General features: G+C 61.4%; 15 protein-coding genes. 5 read left to right on the top strand and 10 right to left on the bottom strand.

Translation table 11 applies throughout. The features are described 5' to 3' along the window. Positions 1-4: 4 nt before the first annotated feature. From HB376_RS09770 to upp, 8 genes are all read right to left on the bottom strand, one after another. A complete protein-coding gene (locus HB376_RS09770) occupies positions 5-625 on the bottom strand; it encodes a Maf family protein (RefSeq protein WP_213763451.1) in 621 nt (206 codons plus the stop codon). 74 nt (positions 626-699) lie between these two features. Beyond that, positions 700-1,170: a 23S rRNA (pseudouridine(1915)-N(3))-methyltransferase RlmH gene (rlmH, locus tag HB376_RS09765; RefSeq protein WP_213763450.1), complete on the bottom strand. Its 471-nt coding sequence runs from the start codon at positions 1,168-1,170 to the stop codon at positions 700-702. An 82-nt stretch (positions 1,171-1,252) separates the two neighbouring features. Next, a complete protein-coding gene (gene rsfS / locus HB376_RS09760) occupies positions 1,253-1,693 on the bottom strand; it encodes a ribosome silencing factor (protein WP_089160712.1) in 441 nt (146 codons plus the stop codon). Positions 1,694-1,710: 17 nt separating this feature from the next. Next, entirely contained in the window at positions 1,711-2,436 is a 726-nt protein-coding gene (locus HB376_RS09755; protein WP_213763449.1) for a nicotinate-nucleotide adenylyltransferase, read from the bottom strand. Positions 2,437-2,504: 68 nt separating this feature from the next. Beyond that, complete coding sequence (gene hemF / locus HB376_RS09750; protein WP_213763448.1) at positions 2,505-3,428, bottom strand: oxygen-dependent coproporphyrinogen oxidase; 924 nt, start codon at positions 3,426-3,428, stop codon at positions 2,505-2,507. A 215-nt stretch (positions 3,429-3,643) separates the two neighbouring features. After that, positions 3,644-4,933: a phosphoribosylamine--glycine ligase gene (gene purD, locus HB376_RS09745; RefSeq protein WP_213763447.1), complete on the bottom strand. Its 1,290-nt coding sequence runs from the start codon at positions 4,931-4,933 to the stop codon at positions 3,644-3,646. Between the two features lie 572 nt (positions 4,934-5,505). Continuing rightward, positions 5,506-6,234: a YebC/PmpR family DNA-binding transcriptional regulator gene (locus HB376_RS09740; protein WP_213763446.1), complete on the bottom strand. Its 729-nt coding sequence runs from the start codon at positions 6,232-6,234 to the stop codon at positions 5,506-5,508. A gap of 436 nt (positions 6,235-6,670) precedes the next feature. Next, a complete protein-coding gene (gene upp / locus HB376_RS09735) occupies positions 6,671-7,324 on the bottom strand; it encodes a uracil phosphoribosyltransferase (RefSeq protein WP_089160717.1) in 654 nt (217 codons plus the stop codon). 329 nt (positions 7,325-7,653) lie between these two features. On the opposite strand from upp, the gene HB376_RS09730 reads away from it, so the two are divergent. The 5 genes from HB376_RS09730 (at position 7,654) to kdpE (ending at position 13,911) form a co-directional block, all read left to right on the top strand. Continuing rightward, complete coding sequence (locus HB376_RS09730; protein WP_213763532.1) at positions 7,654-8,433, top strand: SDR family oxidoreductase; 780 nt, start codon at positions 7,654-7,656, stop codon at positions 8,431-8,433. 50 nt (positions 8,434-8,483) lie between these two features. Beyond that, positions 8,484-8,870 (top strand): methylglyoxal synthase, encoded by a 387-nt coding sequence (locus HB376_RS09725; RefSeq protein ID WP_213763445.1) that lies wholly within the window; start codon positions 8,484-8,486, stop codon positions 8,868-8,870. A 52-nt stretch (positions 8,871-8,922) separates the two neighbouring features. Next, the gene (locus HB376_RS09720) at positions 8,923-9,897 is read left to right on the top strand and encodes an NADPH:quinone reductase (protein ID WP_213763444.1); all 975 of its coding nucleotides are present in this window, start codon (positions 8,923-8,925) and stop codon (positions 9,895-9,897) included. A gap of 444 nt (positions 9,898-10,341) precedes the next feature. Continuing rightward, positions 10,342-13,197, top strand: coding sequence for a sensor histidine kinase KdpD (locus HB376_RS09715; protein ID WP_213763443.1), 2,856 nt, complete (start codon positions 10,342-10,344; stop codon positions 13,195-13,197). Positions 13,198-13,212: 15 nt separating this feature from the next. After that, positions 13,213-13,911, top strand: a complete 699-nt coding sequence (gene kdpE / locus HB376_RS09710) for a two-component system response regulator KdpE (RefSeq protein ID WP_213763441.1) — start codon at positions 13,213-13,215, stop codon at positions 13,909-13,911. Here kdpE and HB376_RS09705 read toward each other — a convergent pair. Both HB376_RS09705 and HB376_RS09700 read right to left on the bottom strand, forming a co-directional pair. After that, entirely contained in the window at positions 13,887-14,543 is a 657-nt protein-coding gene (locus tag HB376_RS09705; protein WP_213763439.1) for an SDR family oxidoreductase, read from the bottom strand. The genes kdpE and HB376_RS09705 overlap by 25 nt on opposite strands. Positions 14,544-15,684: 1,141 nt before the next feature. Then, a complete protein-coding gene (locus HB376_RS09700) occupies positions 15,685-18,990 on the bottom strand; it encodes an efflux RND transporter permease subunit (RefSeq protein ID WP_213763437.1) in 3,306 nt (1,101 codons plus the stop codon). Between the last annotated feature and the right edge of the window lies 1 nt (position 18,991).

The raw sequence follows: 18,991 nt of genomic DNA, 5'->3' as shown, positions 1-18,991 counted from the left end.
CTGTTTAGAAGTCAACGCGCGCCACGCGCAGGAGTGCTGCTGTTTCGAAAAGAGGCAGGCCCATGATACCCGAATAGGACCCCTCGATCCGTTCGATAAACGCCGCGGCGCGTCCCTGAACGCCATATGCACCGGCCTTTCCGAGCGGTTCACCCGTGGCCGCGTAACGCTGCAGTGCAGCACGTTCGACAGCGGCGAACCGCACGAGCGAACGCGACAGAACAGGCGTGAGCAGAACGCCGTCGGCATCGACCACGGCAAGCGCTGTCAGCACCTCGTGATCGCGCCCGGATAGCCGTTCGAGCATTGCGACGGCATGGTCCGCGTTGTCGGGCTTGCCCATGATCGCGCCATCCAGGGTGACGGTTGTATCGGCCACCAGAATGGGTGCCGCACGATGTCCGTCCTTCTGGCGGCGAGCGTAGGCCGCTTGCGCCTTTGCTGCGCAAACACGCAGTACATAGACGTCGGCCGCCTCACCGGGCAACTCGGCTTCGAGCGCTTCGGCGTCTTCATCGGGACGCGGCAGCAACAACTCGAAGCGCACGCCGAGTTGCTGTAACAGTTCTTGCCGCCGGGGACTTTGCGACGCGAGATAAACAAAAGGGAAGCTGGACGATGGCATGTTCGCGGATATTGAAGGTCACGCGCCGTAGCCCCAAGCGTGGTTGTTCAACGCCCGATGCCACACCTCATACGTTACGCGCGATGATAGGGATGATTTTGCGTGATGCTCCACGCGCGATAAAGCTGTTCGGCCAGCAGCACGCGGACCATGCCGTGCGGCAGCGTGAGACTTGAAACACGCAGCAGGACTTCGGCACGCGCCTTGACCTGCGGGTCGAGACCGTCGGCGCCGCCGATCACGAACGCCACGTCACGGCCTTCCTGCTGCCAGTCCGGCAATGCGCCGGCGAGTTGCATGGTGGTCCAGTCACGGCCGCGTTCATCGAGCGCGACAAGCCGCGCATTCTTGGGCAGCGCCGCCTCGATTCGCAGGCGTTCGGCAGCCATCACGCTCTCGGCGTTACGTCCCGATGAACGCTGTTCGGGCTTGATCTCACGCAACTCGACGCGCAGCTCGGGCGGCATGCGTTTCGCATACTCGTCGAAGCCGGTCGCGATCCAGTCGGGCATCTTGTGGCCGACCGCGAGGATATGAAGTTTCATGGCGACATTGCAAAGCGCTTCACCCGCACTACGTCCGCGCTTTTACCTTGACGGGCAGCGCGACGTACGGGTGCGGCGAACGTCAGCGGCGCGTGGTCTTGCGAGCTGGCTTGGCCGCCGGCTCGTCGTCTTCTTCGTCGTCCGACACGCTCACCTGGGCGCCGCTGAAGCCACCCGAGCTTTGCAGTTTCACCCGCACGGGTTTGTCGCCCCAGACCTCTTCGAGGTTGTAGTACTGGCGCAGCGCCGGTTGCAGGATATGGACGACGGCGTCGCCGCAATCGACCAGCACCCACTCGCCGACTTCCTCGCCTTCGGTGCTGATGACGTCGCCGCCCAGCCCCTTGACCTTGTCGCGCACGCTGTTGGCGAGCGCCTTGGTCTGACGATTCGACGTGCCGCTCGCGACGATGACACGGTCGAAGAGGGCGGTCAGGTGGGTGGTGTTGAACACCTTGATGTCCTGCGCCTTGACGTCTTCGAGACCGTCGATGATCGCGCGTTGAAGCTTTGTGATTTCCATATTTTTACCGATGGTTTTTACCGATGATACAAGTGGTGTTGAACAATATAGTCCCATACGGCGGACGGTACATGACTCTCGGCGCCTTTCTCACCCGCCGCGTGCGCCCGCAGGCGTTCTCCCAACTGCTCGCGGATTTCCGTTGCCGACACTTCCAGCTCCAGCGCGGAATCAATCAGCAGATGGCCGTGCGGCGTGGCTTGCAGCACCTCAGCCGGGGCGCTGCGCGCGGTAATCTCCGCGGCTACGGCGGGAGAAACCGTTGAGACATTAAATCCGGCACGGGTTTCCACACACACGTGCGCAAACTCGAACAGGCGTTTCCAGTCGCGCCATGAATCCAGGTGCACGAGCTGGTCGGCGCCGATCAAAAGTGACAGCGACGCGTCCGCACCTTCTCGCGCGCGCCAGCGAGCCAGCGTCTCCACGGTATAGGTCGGGCCGTCGTGATCGATTTCATCGGTGGCGACGATGACTTGCAATCCTTCCGCATGCAGCGAATCCGCCGCCGCGCGGGTCATGGCAAGCCGGTGATGCGCCGCGGTGACATCCTTTTTCTGCCACGGCTGGCCGGCCGGCAACAGCACGAGTTCCGTCAGGTCGAGCAACTCGGCGAAACGGCGCGCAAGGGCCAGATGAGCGTCGTGAATCGGGTCGAATGTGCCGCCCAGTAAACCGACGCGTCGAGCGCAAGGGAGGTTCGATTTCAGTGGACGATCCTCTTCGGGGACAGATTGCAACACGTGCAGCGATCAGGTCTCATAGTCTGCAGCCTTCTTGCGGCTTCTTTCGCAGTTCTTTCGCAGTTCTTTTATAGCCACTCTCGTGGCACCAGGAAATCGGAGTAAAGCCGCGCTTCGGGCGTGCCCGGCTCCGGCTTCCAGTCGTAGCGCCACGTGACAGCCGGCGGCATCGACATCAGGATGGATTCTGTCCGGCCGCCACTTTGCAGCCCGAACAACGTGCCGCGGTCGAAGACGAGGTTGAATTCCACGTAACGGCCGCGCCGGTAGGTCTGGAATTCCCGTTGCCCTTCGCCGTAAGGCGTGTCACGCCGGCGTTCGATGATTGGCAGATACGCGGCCAGGAAGCTGTCGCCGACACTGCGCATCATGGCGAACGATTCGTCGAAACCGGGTTCCGAGACGTCGTCGAAGAAAATCCCGCCGACCCCACGCGCTTCATTGCGATGCTTGAGATAAAAATACTCGTCGCACCATTTCTTGAAACGCGGGTACAGATCTGTTCCGAAGGGTGCCAGCGCGTCCCGGCAGACGCCGTGAAAATGCCGCGCGTCTTCCTCGTAGCCGTAATAAGGCGTGAGATCCATGCCGCCGCCGAACCAGAACAGTGGGGGCTCACCCGCTTTCGTCGCTATCAGCAGGCGCACGTTCATGTGCACGGTAGGGCAGTGCGGATTGCGCGGATGCATGACAAGCGACACGCCCATGGCCTCGAAACCACGCCCGGCAAGTTGTGGACGCGCGGCGCTCGCCGAGGGCGGCAAAGCGTCACCGGCTACATCGGAGAAGCCGATGCCGCCGCGTTCGAAAAACTGGCCGCCTTCGAGAATCCGTGTGGCACCGCCCCCGCGCAATCGTTCTTCCGGGCCACGCTGCCAGGAATCGATGGAAAATTCAGTGCCGTCGAACGCGCCGAGCGCCTGCGCGATCTGCTTTTGCAAACCGGTCAGATAAGTGCGGACAGCTTGTACGTCGTAGGTTGGAGCGGTCATCGTGGACTGTTTTACGGCTTGCGGGGAAAGGGCCCGGAGTGGGTGAACCTTGGATTGGCCCAAAGTTGCCTGGTCCTGTGCGCGTTCCTTCTAAAACGCACTGCCGGACGCGAAGGTCCGGCAGTGCGTTGCTCAATGTGCTGCGTTTCCGGCGACGGTTTCTGATGACGGTTTCCGGTCACCTTGCTTCCGGCTACCTTAACACCGGTTCCGCTTCAGCTCTGGCGGTCTGCCGCTTTACGATTCAATGCGCGATAACCAATGTCTCGCCGATACTGCATGCCGTCGAACGCGATTTGATTGATCGTATCGTAGACGACGGACTGCGCGCCACGTACCGAGTCCGACAAACCCACGACGCACAACACGCGTCCGCCCGATGTACTGAGCTTGCCGTTTTCCAGCGTGGTGCCTGCGTGGAAAGTCACGGCTTCCGGCGTCTCTGGAGGAATGCCGTTGATCCGGTCGCCCTTGCGCGGCGTGTCCGGGTAGTTGTGCGCGGCCAGCACGACGCCGAGCGCTGTGCGCCGGTCCCATTCGATCTCCGCCGTCGCCAGCGTCCCGGCGATCGCCAGTTCCACTACCTTCGAGAAATCGCCCTTCAGGCGCGCCATGATCGGTTGCGTTTCCGGGTCACCCATCCGGCAATTGAATTCGAGCGTTTTCGGATTGCCGTGCGCGTCGATCATCAGGCCCGCGTACAGGAAACCGGTGTAGCGGATGCCTTCCTGCTCCATGCCACGCACCGTCGGCAGGATGATTTCGCGCATGACGCGGGCGTGCAGTTGCGGTGTGACGATAGGCGCGGGCGAATAGGCGCCCATGCCGCCGGTGTTCGGGCCCTTGTCGCCGTCGAGCAAGCGCTTGTGGTCCTGACTCGAGGCCAGTGCCAGCACATGCTTGCCGTCCACCATCACGATAAAGCTCGCTTCCTCGCCGTCCAGGAATTCTTCGATCACCACGCGCGCACCGGCGTCGCCCAGTTTGTTGTCGGCGAGCATGGAATCGACAGCCGCGTGCGCTTCTTCAAGCGTCGTTGCCACGACCACGCCTTTGCCGGCCGCGAGTCCGTCGGCCTTGATGACGATGGGCGCGCCCTTCGTGTCCAGATACGCGTGGGCAGCGGCTATGTCCGTGAACGTTTCGTATTCGGCCGTCGGAATAGCGTGGCGCTTCATGAACGCTTTCGCGAAGTCCTTCGAGCTTTCGAGTTGCGCGGCTTCCCTGGTCGGGCCGAAAATTTTCAGGCCACGTGAGCGGAACAGGTTGACGATACCCGCCGCGAGCGGACCTTCGGGGCCGACCACGGTCAGCGCAATCTGCTCTTTCTCCACGAAATCAGCGAGTGCGGCGGGATCGGTAATGTCGACATTGAGCAGACGCTCGTCCTGAGCCGTGCCGCCGTTACCCGGCGCGACATAAACCATTTGCACGCGCGGCGACTGCGCGAGCTTCCACGCGAGCGCGTGTTCGCGACCGCCGGAACCGACGACGAGTAACTTCATTTAAATCCTCGAAGATCTTAAGAAATTCATGGCGGCAGGAGGGTGGACCAGGGTCGAATCGATTTTTATCAATTCGAGCCGATTTAAATTGGTCCGCCGCGCCTGATCCGCGGATATCTGCTTTGTCATGCGCCGGATCTTGGCCGGTCGTCTGCCGAATCCTCGGCGGGTGCATTGACGGTGGAAGCGGTTCGCGCCATCACGCGGCTGCGTCACTCGACTTCCTGGCTGTCAAACGCGGCTTCCGGCCAGGTTCGGCCCACCTCAACGGCTATATCCAGCCTGCATTTCAGGGTCGGATTGCTGGAAACATGCCCGGCGTGGTCTGCCGGCTTGCCTTTCACATAACGCGCCAACCGGCGGGTTTATTTACCCATGGCCACCGTATTCGGCGCGCACGCGTCCGGGCTCCGCTGTTCAAACAAACGACTGAACCCACCGCCACATGCACCAATCGAGCCAGAAACGGACAGTGGCTTCGGACGTCCCACACCGGGCACATCCGCGCCGCACGGGTGTTCAGACAAACCGTCGCGGCGGCTTTGTGGCCAACCGGCTCATTTACCCGGCAGTCATTCCTGGTCGATGGCCGCGTTGGTGTACACCTCTTGCACGTCGTCCAGATTTTCCAGCGCGTCGAGCAATTTCTGCATTTTCGCCGCGTCCTCGCCGGTGAATTCGACTTCCGTCTGCGGCTTCATGATGATTTCCGCCACTTCCGCCTTGAACCCCGCAGCTTCCAGTGCATCTTTCACCTTCTGGAAGTCGTTGGCGGGGCAAACTACTTCAATGCTGCCGTCGTCATTCGTCACCACGTCGTCCGCACCTGCCTCGAGCGCCGCTTCCATCAGCTTGTCTTCGGACGTGCCGGGAGCGAACAGGAACTGGCCGACGTGATCGAACATGAACGCCACCGAGCCGTCCGTGCCCATGTTGCCGCCGAACTTCGAGAACGCGTGGCGGACTTCCGCAACGGTCCGGGTACGGTTGTCCGTCATGGTGTCCACGATGATCGCCGCACCGCCGATACCGTAGCCTTCGTAGCGAATTTCTTCATACGTCGCACCGTCGACACCACCCACACCGCGCTGGATAGCGCGGTTGATGTTGTCCTTGGGCATGTTGGCGTCGTAGGCCTTTTCGACGGAGAGCCGCAGGCGCGGGTTTGTATCCATTTCTCCGCCGCCCATGCGTGCGGCGACCTGAATTTCCTTGATAAGACGCGTCCAGACCTTGCCACGCTTGGCATCGGTCGCCGCTTTCTTATGCTTGATGTTGGCCCATTTTGAATGACCCGCCATACCTTTCTCCATCGCGCGCGAGCTTCTCTCGCACGCCTGTGTGTCAATGATGCCGCCCTATCCCGAAAAGGCGCTTTTCGCCAGCCGGCATTTTTATGTTCGCGCCGTACGGTTGCAGGGCTCAAATCGGAAGGCGCGGCAGGGCGCATGCCTTGGTTGGCGGTTCTACGAGGCCGGGCCGGTTGCCGACAATCTGCAAATTCACGATTCCGCGAACTCGAACCAACACATCCGCCCATAACCCGCTGCCGGCCGACTGATGTTAGCTAATCCGGTCAGCCAATCCTGCCTGCTAATCCCGCCAGCCAACCCAATGCGCGAACCGCTTATTTGGCGGACCCGAATTTTATCATGGCGCGCTGCTTCGGCAGGCGTTGGCCTTGCTCCAGCGGCGCGCACGTCCTTTCATGTTCCCATGCTGGAGCTTGGTTCTGTGCTAGTTCTTCGTACCAAACAGCCGGTCGCCTGCGTCGCCCAGGCCCGGCACGATATACGCGTGCTCGTTCAAATGCGAGTCGAGCGAAGCCACGTACAGCTTCACGTCCGGATGGGCGTCCGAGAAAACCTTCACGCCTTCGGGCGCCGCAACCAGCGCCACGAAGATGATGTTTTCACCGAGCACCTTGCGCCGTTTCATTACGTCCACGGCATGGACCGCCGAATAGCCGGTTGCGAGCATTGGGTCGCACAGGATGAACACGCGCTCTTCCAGGTCCGGTGGCAGGCGCACGAGATACTCGACCGGCCGGTGATCCTCCGCGCGATACACGCCGATATGGCCGACCCGCGCCGACGGAATCAGGTCCAGCAGCCCGTCCGACATGCCGATACCGGCTCGCAGCACCGGCACGATAGCCAGCTTCTTGCCGGCGATCACGGGCGAGTCTACGGTGACCAGCGGGGTTTCAACGCGCTTCGTGGTCAGCGGCAGGTTGCGCGTGATTTCATAACCCATCAGCAACGTGATCTCGCGCAGCAACTCGCGAAACGTTCGCGTGGACGTGTCCTTGTCCCGCATGTGCGTCAGCTTGTGCTGAATCAGCGGGTGGCTGAGGATGAAGAGATTGGGAAAGCGGCTGTCCTGTTTCATGGAATTCGCGCGGTTGCCGCGGCATTAAGTGTGGATTCGGGTGAATCGGGTGATTCGTTCGGTCCTGAAGCCGCTTCGGTTTTGCATGGCTGGGCTCAAGTAATGACGCCAGTTTACCCAAATTAGGCGCGCCCAAAGTGGAGATTGGGGGTGATAGGCCATCCGGCTTATTGCGCGTCCGACGTCCGATCCCTCATTCTTCTAGAATTGCATCACGCGGTCCGCACGAACGGATGGCGGACCAGGATTCGGCACAAGACTTCATTACCCCGCTTTTAATCGAAATCGTTTCCCCCGGTTTCAACGCGGGCAACCAGAAAGGGACAGCAATGGACATGGGAATCAAGGGGCGCACGGCGCTCGTGTGCGCGGCCAGCAAGGGTTTGGGGCGCGGTTGTGCCGAGGCGCTGGCGGCCGAGGGCGTCAACCTCGTGATCGTTGCGCGCACGGCGGGTCCGCTTGAGGCCACGGCCGAGCATCTTCGTGCAAGCTTTGGCGTGAATGTGACGGCGGTGGCGTGTGACATCACCACGGCCGAAGGCCACGCCGCGGCGCTGGCCGCGTGTCCTGCGCCGGACATTCTCGTGAACAACGCCGGTGGGCCGCCGCCGGGGGATTTCCGGCAATTTTCGCGCGACGACTGGATCAAGGCGCTTGATTCGAACATGCTGACGCCGATCGAACTCATCAAACAGACGCTCGACGGCATGATCGAGCGTGGCTTTGGACGTATTGTGAATATCACGAGTTCGTCGGTGAAGGCGCCTATCGACGTGCTGGGTCTGTCGAACGGTGCGCGTTCAGGGTTGACGGGTTTTGTCGCGGGTTTGTCGCGCAAGGTCGCGGCGACCGGTGTCACCATCAACAACCTGCTGCCGGGTTCTTTCGATACCGACCGGCTCATCACCACGTTCGAGGCGGACGCGAAGGCGAACAACATTTCGTTTGAAGAGGCCAAGAAACGCCGCATGAGCCGGCTGCCGGCGGGCCGCTTCGGTACGCCGGAGGAGTTCGGCCGAGCGTGCGCGTATTTGTGCAGCGTCCACGCCGGCTATATCACGGGGCAAAACCTGCTGATCGACGGCGGGGCTTACCCGGGCACGTATTGATTGTCGAATCCTATAAAACATCACAATCCATCACAACCCGGAGACATTCGATGAACCCACGCGTCGCGCTGATCGCGCACGACATGAAGAAAGATGACATCGTGGCGCTGGCCGGCGAATTCGCGGCCACGCTGGCGCAGTGCCGGCTGGTGGCGACCGGCACGACCGGTGCGCGGATTGCGGCGGCCCATGGTCTGGAAGTCGAGCGCAAGCTCTCCGGACCGTTCGGCGGCGATCTGCAGATTGGCGCTGAACTGGCCGAGGGACGGGTCGACGTGGTGGTTTTCCTGCGCGACCCCATGACGCCGCAACCGCACGAGCCGGACATCAATGCGCTGGTGCGCGCGTGCGACGTCCACAACGTGGCGTGCGCGACGAATCTCGCGACCGCACGCATGATTCTCGATGATCTGAAGCTACGCCTGAACCGGGTTTAGGCCGGCTGAATAGTGACTAGTGGCCGGCTGACGCCGGCAAAAGGAGACAAGGGTGACAAAGGCAATTCGATTCGATAAAACCGGTGGCCCGGAAGTGATGAAATGGGTCGACGTCGAAGTGGGCGAGCCGGGCAAGGGCGAGATTCGCGTGAAACATCATGCGGTCGGTTTGAATTTCATCGACGTGTACTTTCGTACCGGGCTATATCCCATGCCGCTGCCCGGTGGACTTGGCATGGAAGCGGCAGGTCAGGTCACTGCGCTCGGCGAAGGCGTGACAGGGTTCAAGGTGGGCGACCGGGTGGCTTACGCGTCGCGGCCGCCGGGCGCTTATGCGCAGGAACGGGTCATGTCGGCGCAGTATGTCGTGCGCCTGCCCGATGCAATCGCGTACGAGGATGCGGCGTCGGTAATGTTGCAGGGCCTGACCGCGCAATATCTGCTCCGACGGACGTATCGCGTGAAAGCCGGCGATACCATCCTGATCCACGCGGCGGCGGGCGGCGTAGGCATGCTCGCGTGCCAGTGGGCGAAGGCGCTCGGCGCGACGGTGATCGGGACGGTCGGCTCGGACGAGAAGGCCGAACTCGCGAAGGCGCACGGCTGTGATTATCCGATCGTCTATACCCGCGAGGACTTCACAAAACGGGTGCGAGAGATCACGAACGGCGCGGGCGTGCCGGTAGTCTACGATTCTATCGGCAAGGACACCTACACGGCATCGCTCGACTGCCTCGCACCGTTGGGTTTGTTCGTGAGTTTCGGCAATACATCGGGGCCGTTGCCACCCATCGATTCGTCCGAGTTCGCCGGGCGTGGTTCGCTGTATTTCACGCGGCCCACGTTGTTCAGCTATGTCGCCAAACGCAGCGATCTCGAAGAGATGACGGGTGAACTGTTCAATGTGTTGAGTACAGGCCAGGTCAAGACGAGCGTACGGCAGCGGTATCCGCTGGCCGAAGCGGCAAAGGCGCACGAAGATCTGGAGGCGCGCCGAACCACAGGGTCGACAATTTTCCTGCCTTGATAAGAGCGTGAGGAAACGGACGGGGCGGACGCGGCGTTCTTTCGTGTCGCGCCGTCCATTGGGGGCACGGCGAAGAATGCGAATTAGCATAATTAATGGGTGACGCATCGGACGGGACCGTCTTGCGATCCGCGTTACTCAAATGCCCGCTGCAAGACCACCGCAACAAAGCCTCGCTGTGAAGGTCTTCCGCAGCCCCATTTACATAATTTTTACGTCCATATCCCGATCTTTGATCCGCCTTTTACGTCGGCGCGCTTAATGTTCGGGCCATCGTTCAATACTTGGGGAAAATACCCGGCAGCAAACCCAATATCGGACCCGACGCCGGAGATCCAAAACGTAGCGGTTCGTGATAGCGCGAAAGCCACGTGTGAATATGTTGATGTCGAACCAAAGAAACCGAACCTCGCCTCGGATGCGATTGCTCCGCAAAGCTAAAAAATGAACCGCCCAAACCCAGACGAGCTGCTCGGAAAGCTGCAAAGAGAAGAAGAGAAGCGTCGTCGCGGACGGCTGAAGATATTTTTCGGCGCATCGGCGGGAGTGGGCAAGACCTACGCCATGCTACTGGCGGCGCGGGGCAGGAAACAGCAGGGCGACGACGTAGTCGCCGGCATAGTGGAAACGCATGGCAGAAGCGAAACGGCCGCGTTGCTGGAAGACCTCGAACAACTGCCGTTGGCGAACATGCTGTATCGCGGCCATGCGCTCCAGGAGTTCGATCTCGACGCCGCGCTTCAGCGCCACCCGCAGCTTGTACTTGTCGATGAACTCGCTCATTCGAATGTTCCTGGCGCACGTCACCTGAAACGCTGGCAAGACGTGCATGAATTGCTGGACGCGGGTATTGACGTCTACACCACGGTCAATGTCCAGCATCTGGAAAGCCTGAACGACATCGTCGGGCAGATCACGCAGATCCGCGTGTTCGAGACGGTTCCGGATCGCGTGCTGGATCAGGCCGATGAAGTCACGCTGGTCGATCTTCCGCCCGAGGAGCTGCTGGAACGGCTGCGCCACGGCAAGGTCTACATGCCACAGCAGGCGGAACACGCGGTCCGCAATTTCTTTCGCAAGGGTAACCTGATCGCGCTGCGTGAACTGGCGCTGCGGCGCACGGCGGATCGCGTCGATGCCCAGATGCGCGAATACCGCGCGGATCGTTCTATCGACAGGATTTGGCAGGCGCGCGACCGGTTGGTGGTGTGCATTGGGCCAGGACCGGAAGCGCCTACGCTTGTGCGCGCCGCGGCAAGGCTCGCGGCAAGCCTGCGCTCGGACTGGATTGCGGTGTATGTTGAAACGCCACGGCTGCAAAAACTTTCCGATGCGCGTCGCGAACGCACGCTCGCCGCGCTCAAGCTCGCCGCCGAACTGGGTGCCGAGACGGTGACGCTGGCCGGCGAGGATGCGGTTGCGACGATGATTGGCTATGCGCAGGCGCGCAACGCGTCGAAGCTGGTGGCGGGTGCATCGAAGCATCGCGGTTTCGCACGATGGTTACAACGGTCGTTTGGCGAGCGGCTGGCGGAACACGCGGGCGACCTCGATCTCACGCTGATTCGAGCGAGGGAGAGCGACCAGAGCGAAGCAAACGGCTCGGATGACCGAAGCGGGTCGTCGTCGCAAGAAGAGGGGATTGCCCCTGACTGGCACGACGCGTTGAGTGCCGCGCGCGAGCAGCGCTCGGCGCCGCGGGGCTACGCGTACGCCATCGCGATCTGCGCGGTCATCACGCTGCTCGCGAGCCAGATCCGGAATCATTTCGATCTCACGAACCTCGTGATGTTTTATCTGATCGGCGTGATTTACGCAGCGGCGCGTATTGGCCGTGGTCCGGGCGTCCTGCTGTCGTTCCTGAGCGTCGCGGCCTTCGACTTCTTCTTCGTGCCGCCGCGCATGTCGCTGTCCGTCTCCGATACTCAATACCTGCTGACCTTCGCCGGCATGCTGCTGACGTCGCTGGTGATCAGCCACCTCACGTCGAGCTTGCGACGCGAGGCGCGCGTGGCGTCCAAGCGTGAGCGCCGTACGGGCGCGATGTATGCAATGGCTGGCGAACTCGGCGCGGCGCTTGGTGTCGAGCAGATCGTGGGTATCGGTATGCGGCATGTGAGCGAAGTATTTCGCGCGAAAGTCGCGATGCTCCTGCCCGATTCCAGCGACAAAGTCCGCCAGAAACTCGATTCATCGGATACGTCAGTGGCCGCGTTGCTGCTCGATGCAAGCGCGCTTGACCTTGATGTTGGCCAATGGGTCTACGACCAGCAGAAGCCGGCCGGCCGTGGCACGGATACGCTGCCGGCTGCGACCGCGCTTTATCTGCCGCTCAAGGCGCCGATGCGCACGCGCGGCGTGCTTGCGGTCGTCACGCGCAACGCCGGCGAACTCGATGTCCCCGAACAAAAGCGCATGCTCGACGCATTCGCCGCGCAGATCGCGCTGGCGCTTGAACGGGTGCATTACGTCGAGATTGCACGCGACGCGCTGGTGAGCATGGAGTCCGAGCGCCTGCGCAATTCGCTGCTGTCCGCCATCTCGCACGATTTGCGCACGCCGCTCACGACCATCGTTGGTTTTGCATCCATGCTCGCGGAAGCGCGCGGCGATGCCCGTTCGCCGGCCAATGCCGAATTGATCGCGGCGATCCATGATGAATCGCTGCGCATGACCAGCATTGTCACGAACTTGCTGGACATGGCGCGTTTGCAGGCGGGCGGTCTGCGGCTGAACCGGCAATGGTCGTTGCTGGAAGAGACGGTCGGTGCGGCGTTGCGGGCGTGTCGGCGCGTCTTGAACGGCCACCCGGTCGAGGTGCGTCTGCCCGCCGATCTGCCGTTCCTGCAACTCGATGCTGTGCTGATGGAACGGCTCTTCTCGAACCTGCTCGAGAACGCTGCGAAATATACGCCGCCGGGCTCGAAGCTCGTGATTGGCGCAGATAGCCTGGATGTGAATGGCAAGCCGTTCGTGCGTGTTTATATTGACGATAACGGTCCGGGTTTGCCCGCGAATATGGAAGACCGCGTGTTCGAGAAATTTACGCGTGGCGAGAAGGAGTCGGCGAAGCCGGGCATCGGGCTCGGGCTCTCGATTTGCCGCGCGATCGTGCAGGCGCACGGCGGTACAATCGGCGCGAATAACCGGCTGGACGCGAGTCTTCCGAACCCCCAGGTCCAGGGCGCGCGCTTCTGGTTCACCTTGCCCGTGGATGCGGCGCCGCCCGTGCCCAGTTTCTCCGATGAAGCCGAACAGGACTTCGTCGATTTCTCCCCGTCGGACCCTAAAGCCCCCTAAAGCACATTAAGCCCCATGAGCGAACCTAACCTCACTGTTGTGTTGATCGAGGACGAAAAGCAGATTCGCCGTTTTGTGCGCGCGTCGCTCGAAGCTGAGGGCATTACTGTGCACGAGGCGGAAACGGGCAAGCAGGGGCTGGTGGAGGCGGCCACGCGCAAGCCTGATCTCGTGATTGTCGATCTTGGCCTGCCCGATACCGACGGTCTCGATGTAATCCGCGAACTGCGAAGCTGGACCGAATTGCCGGTGATCGTGTTATCGGCGCGTACGCAGGAAGAGGAGAAGGTCGCGGCGCTGGATGCGGGCGCCGACGATTACCTGACCAAGCCGTTTGGTGTATCGGAACTGATGGCGCGGATTCGGGCGCATTTGCGGCGACGCAACCAGGCCGCGTCGAGTGAATCGCCTTTGGTGAAATTCGGCGATGTAGTCATTGATCTTGGTCTTCGCCAGGTCACGCGTGGCGGTGCGCCCGTGCATTTGACGCCGATTGAATACAGGCTGCTCTCCACGCTGGTGCGGCACGCCGGCCGCGTGCTGACGCATCGCCAGTTACTGCGCGAAGTGTGGGGGCCGTCGCATGTGGAAAGCCACCACTACTTGCGCATTTACATGGCGCACCTGCGGCAGAAACTTGAACGTGATGCCGCGCAGCCGGAGCATATTGTTACTGAGACCGGCGTGGGTTATCGGCTGATCGGGGCTGTCTGAACTGTGTCGAGCACATCGTCTATTGGCACGTCGCCGCCGACAAACCCGATCACCTCGTCGCGCACACCGCGTTTGATGCATGCCACTGTGACGCGTGCAACGTCATCGCGCGAAACGGGCGCTGCATCCGCGCTGCGTTGCGTGGAGAGTGCGATTGTGCCCCGGCCGATGTCATTGGAAAGCGGTCCTGGTCGCAAGATCACATACGGGACGCCGCTTGCCTGGACGTAGTCGTCGGCTTCGCGCTTCATTTTCGAGTAATGTTTGAGCGGCAACGGGCTGGATTCCGGCCAGTAGGCGGAGATCGCGCTGATGACCACGAGTTGTTTTGTCCGGCGGCGTTTTGCGTAGTCGGCGGTGCGTTGGACGGCGTCGCGATCGATCGCGCGTTCCTCGTTCACGCCTTCGCTTTCCGCCGATCCTGCGGCGTAGATGACGTGCGTGACGTCGTCGAAGGCGTGGGAGAAATCGTTTGTCAGATCGCTGAGCACGATTTCGGCGCCAAGTGCGGCGAACTCACCGCGATGCGCGGATTTGCGCAGCAAGACTTTGAAGGGGAGGGCTGCGGCGCGGAGTTGCCGGGCAATGTGGCGGCCGGTCCGGCCGTGCGCGCCGATGAGCAGGATTTTCATTGCTTTTTCGCTCCTTCTGTTTGTGGGCAGGAGCTAAAACGTTAAGCGATTTTTGGAATTCATGCACGGGGGGAGTGCTCGCGCCGGTGGACGGGTTTGGGGTTTTTGGGGGGGCGGTCGGGGTTGATGCTGGGGTGCCTGGTTCCGCGGTTAGTGGTCGGGGTCAATGCCGGGTTGGTGCTTTCGGCCGTGGTGGTCTGCGAGAGTCGGATTTTCTCTTTATCACTATTAGCCACTGTGCGTGGCGGCACGTCATTTCTTTGTCCAAAGCGACAAAGAAACGAAGCAAAGAAAACGCTTTCAACCACGCTACCCTAAGTGTCCACAGCGTGCAGTTTTGATTCATAGGTGCCCCAAAAGCACGGTGCTCGCCAGAGCGGAGGATGTGTGAACCCCTCCTTCTACGAACACCGATACCCACACGCTTCGCCACCAGTGATTGAACCTGCCCAAGGAGCACCCCGCGCTATCCGCGGACGACCTCCCTCCAAATATGTACGCGACGGACCACGTCGCTAACCCATCAAGAAACGGGCCGCGCGGATGCATCAGATCGTAGCTGGCGAAAAGAATCGTACATGCCGCGTAATAGCCCACCAAACATGAAGCCGTAAGTATGCGTTCGGCCGTGTAGTCCACCAAAAAAACAGCGCACAGTTGGCCAACGCTCCAAGAAACGCGGCAGCGAATACGCGTGAGGCCGTGCAGGTTCCTGGGCGCCTCGTGCTTGCCCGAGAGCGTACGGGGCGAAGCGTGTTCGTGTCAGGATTCGTGAGAAGGAGGGGTTCACACATCCTTCGCTCTGGCGAGCACCGTGCTTTTGGGGCACCTATGAATAGAAACTGCACGCTGTGGACACTTAGGGTAGAGCGGTTAAAGCGTTTTCTTTGCTTCGTTTCTTTGTCGCTTTGGACAAAGAAATGACGTGCCGCCACGCACAGTGGCTAATAGTGATAAAGAGAAAATCCAACTCTTGCAGATCACCACGGCCGAAAGCACCAACCCAGCACTGACCCCGACCGCTAACCCCAAAACCGACCAACCCGGCATAACCCCCCGACCACCAACGCCGAAAGCACCAACCCAGCATAGACCCCAACCACTAACCCCAAAAACACCCCCCGGCACCAACCACCGCCCCTCACTCAACCTGAGCACCCCCCGGCGGAGCTCGGCGCGCGCGCCGTTCCTCTGACCAAATCCGGATCCGGTCCATATAAAGATAAACCACCGGTGTTGTATAGAGCGTCAGCAACTGACTCACGATCAACCCGCCCACAATCGCGATCCCCAGCGGTGCGCGCATCTCCGATCCCTCGCCATTGCCGAACGCCAACGGCAACGCACCCAGCAACGCCGCAGCCGTTGTCATCATGATCGGCCGGAAGCGCAGCAAGCACGCCTGCTCGATCGCCTCGCGAGACGTTGCAGCCCCATGCCGCTGCGCCTGGATCGCAAAATCGACCATCATGATCGCGTTCTTCTTAACAATGCCGATCAGCAAGATCACCCCGATCAACGCAATGATGCTGAACTCCGTCCTGAACAGCAGCAGCGCGAGCAACGCGCCAATCCCCGCCGACGGCAACGTCGAGAGAATCGTAATCGGATGGATGTAACTCTCGTACAGAATCCCAAGCACGATATACACCGCAGCAAGCGCCGCCAGGATCAGGATCGGCTGATCTTTCGTGGAATCCTGGAATTGCTGCGCCGTGCCCGCGAAACTGCCGTGGATCGTGCTGGGCACGCCAAGGGTCGCCATGGTGTCGTAGATGGCGGCGGTGGCATCGGAAAGCGACTTGCCGGGCGGCAGGTTGAACGAGATGGTCGACGCCACGAACTGGCTCTGGTGATTCACCGACAACGGCGTGTTGCCCGGCCCGAACTTAGCAATAGCCGAGAGCGGGATCATGGTCTCCTGCGACGTCGACACAGCCGCGCCCGCCGATGAACTGGACTTCCCGCTCGCAGCAATGGCGTTGGTCGCCGCATTGCGGATGGACGCCAACGCCAGTGCGCTAGTCGTGTCAGTTGACGAAACGCTGCTCGAACTCGTGGACGCAGAAGTAGCCGTGGAAGTCGTCGTGGTCGCGTTCGTCGATGCCGCTCCGCTCGCGGTCCCGCCCGACGTGCTCACATAAATCTGCTTGAGCATCTCCGGGTCTTGCCAGTATTTCGGCGCGACTTCCATCACCACGTGGTACTGGCTCAACTCGTTGTAGATGGTGGACACCTGGCGCTGGCCGAACGCGTCGTAGAGCGTATTGTCGATTTGCGCCGGCTGGATGCCCAGGCGCGCGGACGTCGCCCGGTCGATCGTCACAAAAGATTCCAGGCCGCCTTGCTGCTGGTCCGAATTGACATCGGCGAGTTCGGGGCGGGTGAGGAGAGCGTCGGTGAGCTTCGGCCCCCACGTGTAAAGGTCGGTGGTGGAATCAGCCAGTAGCGTGAACTGATATTGCGCATTCGATTGCCGTCCGCCCGCGCGAATGTCCTGCACCGCTTGCAGAAAGGTTCGCACGCCCGCGACGTCCGAAAGTGGCGCGCGCAGCCGCTGGATCACCTCTTCGGCCGATACCTTGCGGTCCTTCTTGGCCTTCAGCGAGATGAACATGAAGCCCGAGTTGGTCTGCCGGCCACCCGTGAACCCGGCGACGCTTTCCACAGCCGGATCGGCTTGCACGATCCGCATCATCTCGGAAAACTTGCCTTTCATCGCCTGGAAGGATGTGCTCTGGTCGGCCTGAATGCCGCCAACGAGCCGCCCCGTATCCTGCTGCGGGAAAAATCCCTTCGGCACGATGATGTACAGATACACATTCAACCCGATGGTCGCGAGCAACACCAGCAACACGATCCTCGGATGCGCGAGCGCCACGCCAAGCGTACGCGCGTATCCGTTCTGCATCCGCACGAACTGGCGTTCAAGCCAGCGTGAAAACCGGCCGGGCGGCTTTTGTTCGTGCGATTCATGCAGCAAACGCGCGCACATCATGGGCGTGACCGTCAGCGAGACGACCAGCGAAACGGCAATCGCCAGAGACAGCGTCAACGCGAATTCGCGGAACAACCGCCCGACAATGCCGCCCATCAACAAGATAGGAAGAAACACGGCGACCAGCGAAATGCTCATCGACAGCACGGTGAAACCCACTTCCTGCGCGCCAAGAATGGCGGCTTTCATGCGCGGGACGCCGTTCTCTATGTGCCTCGAAATATTTTCGAGCACGACGATGGCGTCGTCGACCACGAACCCCGTCGCGATCGTCAAGGCCATCAGCGAGAGGTTATCGAGCGAGAAGCCGAGCAGATACATGGCCGCGAAGGTGCCGATGATCGAGATCGGCACGGCCACGCTGGGAATCAGCGTGGCGCGCCAGTTCCGCAGGAACAGGAACACAACCATCACGACCAGCGCCACCGCGACAATCAGCGTGAATTCCGTATCGTGCAGCGACGCTCGGATCGTGGTCGAGCGATCGGCCGTCGGCGTGATCTCGATGTCAGCCGGCAACGCGGCCTGGAGTTGCGGCACCATCGCTTTCACACGGTCGATGGTGTCGATAATGTTCGCGCCCGGCTGCCGGTACAGGATCACGAGCACGGCGCGCTTGCCGTTGATCAGGCCCAGGTTGCGCAGGTCCTCGACCGAATCGACCACTTCACCTACGTCTCGCAGATGCACCGCCGCGCCGTTCCGGTAAGCCACCACCAGGTCGCGATACTGATCGGCCTTGCTCGCCTGGTCATTCGTATAAAGCTGGAAGTGGGTGCCATTGAACTCGATGGCGCCCTTCGGACTGTTCGCATTCGCCGACGCCAGCGCCGCACGGACGTCTTCCAGCCCGATGCCGTAGTGGAACAGCGCGTTCGGTTCCAGTTCCACCCGCACGGCCGGATTCGCCGAGCCGCTCACGTCCACTTCGCCCACACCGGGCACGGTGGAAAGCGTTTGCTGCAGCACGGTCGCGGCGGAATCGTAGAGCGAACCGGCCGTCCGCGTAGGCGAGGAGAGCGCGAGGATCAGGATCGGCGCGTCGGCGGGGTTGACCTTGTGGTAGGTCGGATTGCTTTTCAGTGCCGTGGGAAGATCGGCGCGCGACGCGTTGATTGCGGCCTGCACGTCGCGCGCGGCGCCATCGATGTCGCGGTTCAAACCAAACTGCAACGTGATCCGCGCTGCGCCGACCGAGCTTTGCGACGTCATTTCGCTGACGTCGGCGATGGAACCCAGATGGCGCTCCAGCGGACTCGCCACGCTGGTCGCGACGGTTTCCGGACTCGCGCCAGGCAAGCTCGCCTGGACCGAAATAGTCGGGAAATCGACTTGCGGCAACGGCGCGACCGGCAGCTTGGTGAACGCGAACAGGCCGGCGAGCGCAATGCCAATAGCCAGCAGCGTGGTAGCGACCGGGCGCGCGATGAACGGTTGCGACAGGTTCATG

Source organism: Caballeronia sp. dw_19, from assembly GCF_018449515.1.
Taxonomy (GTDB): domain Bacteria; phylum Pseudomonadota; class Gammaproteobacteria; order Burkholderiales; family Burkholderiaceae; genus Caballeronia.
The sequence above is the reverse complement of the archived record's forward strand: the minus strand, read 5'-3'. Positions and strand labels throughout refer to the sequence as shown.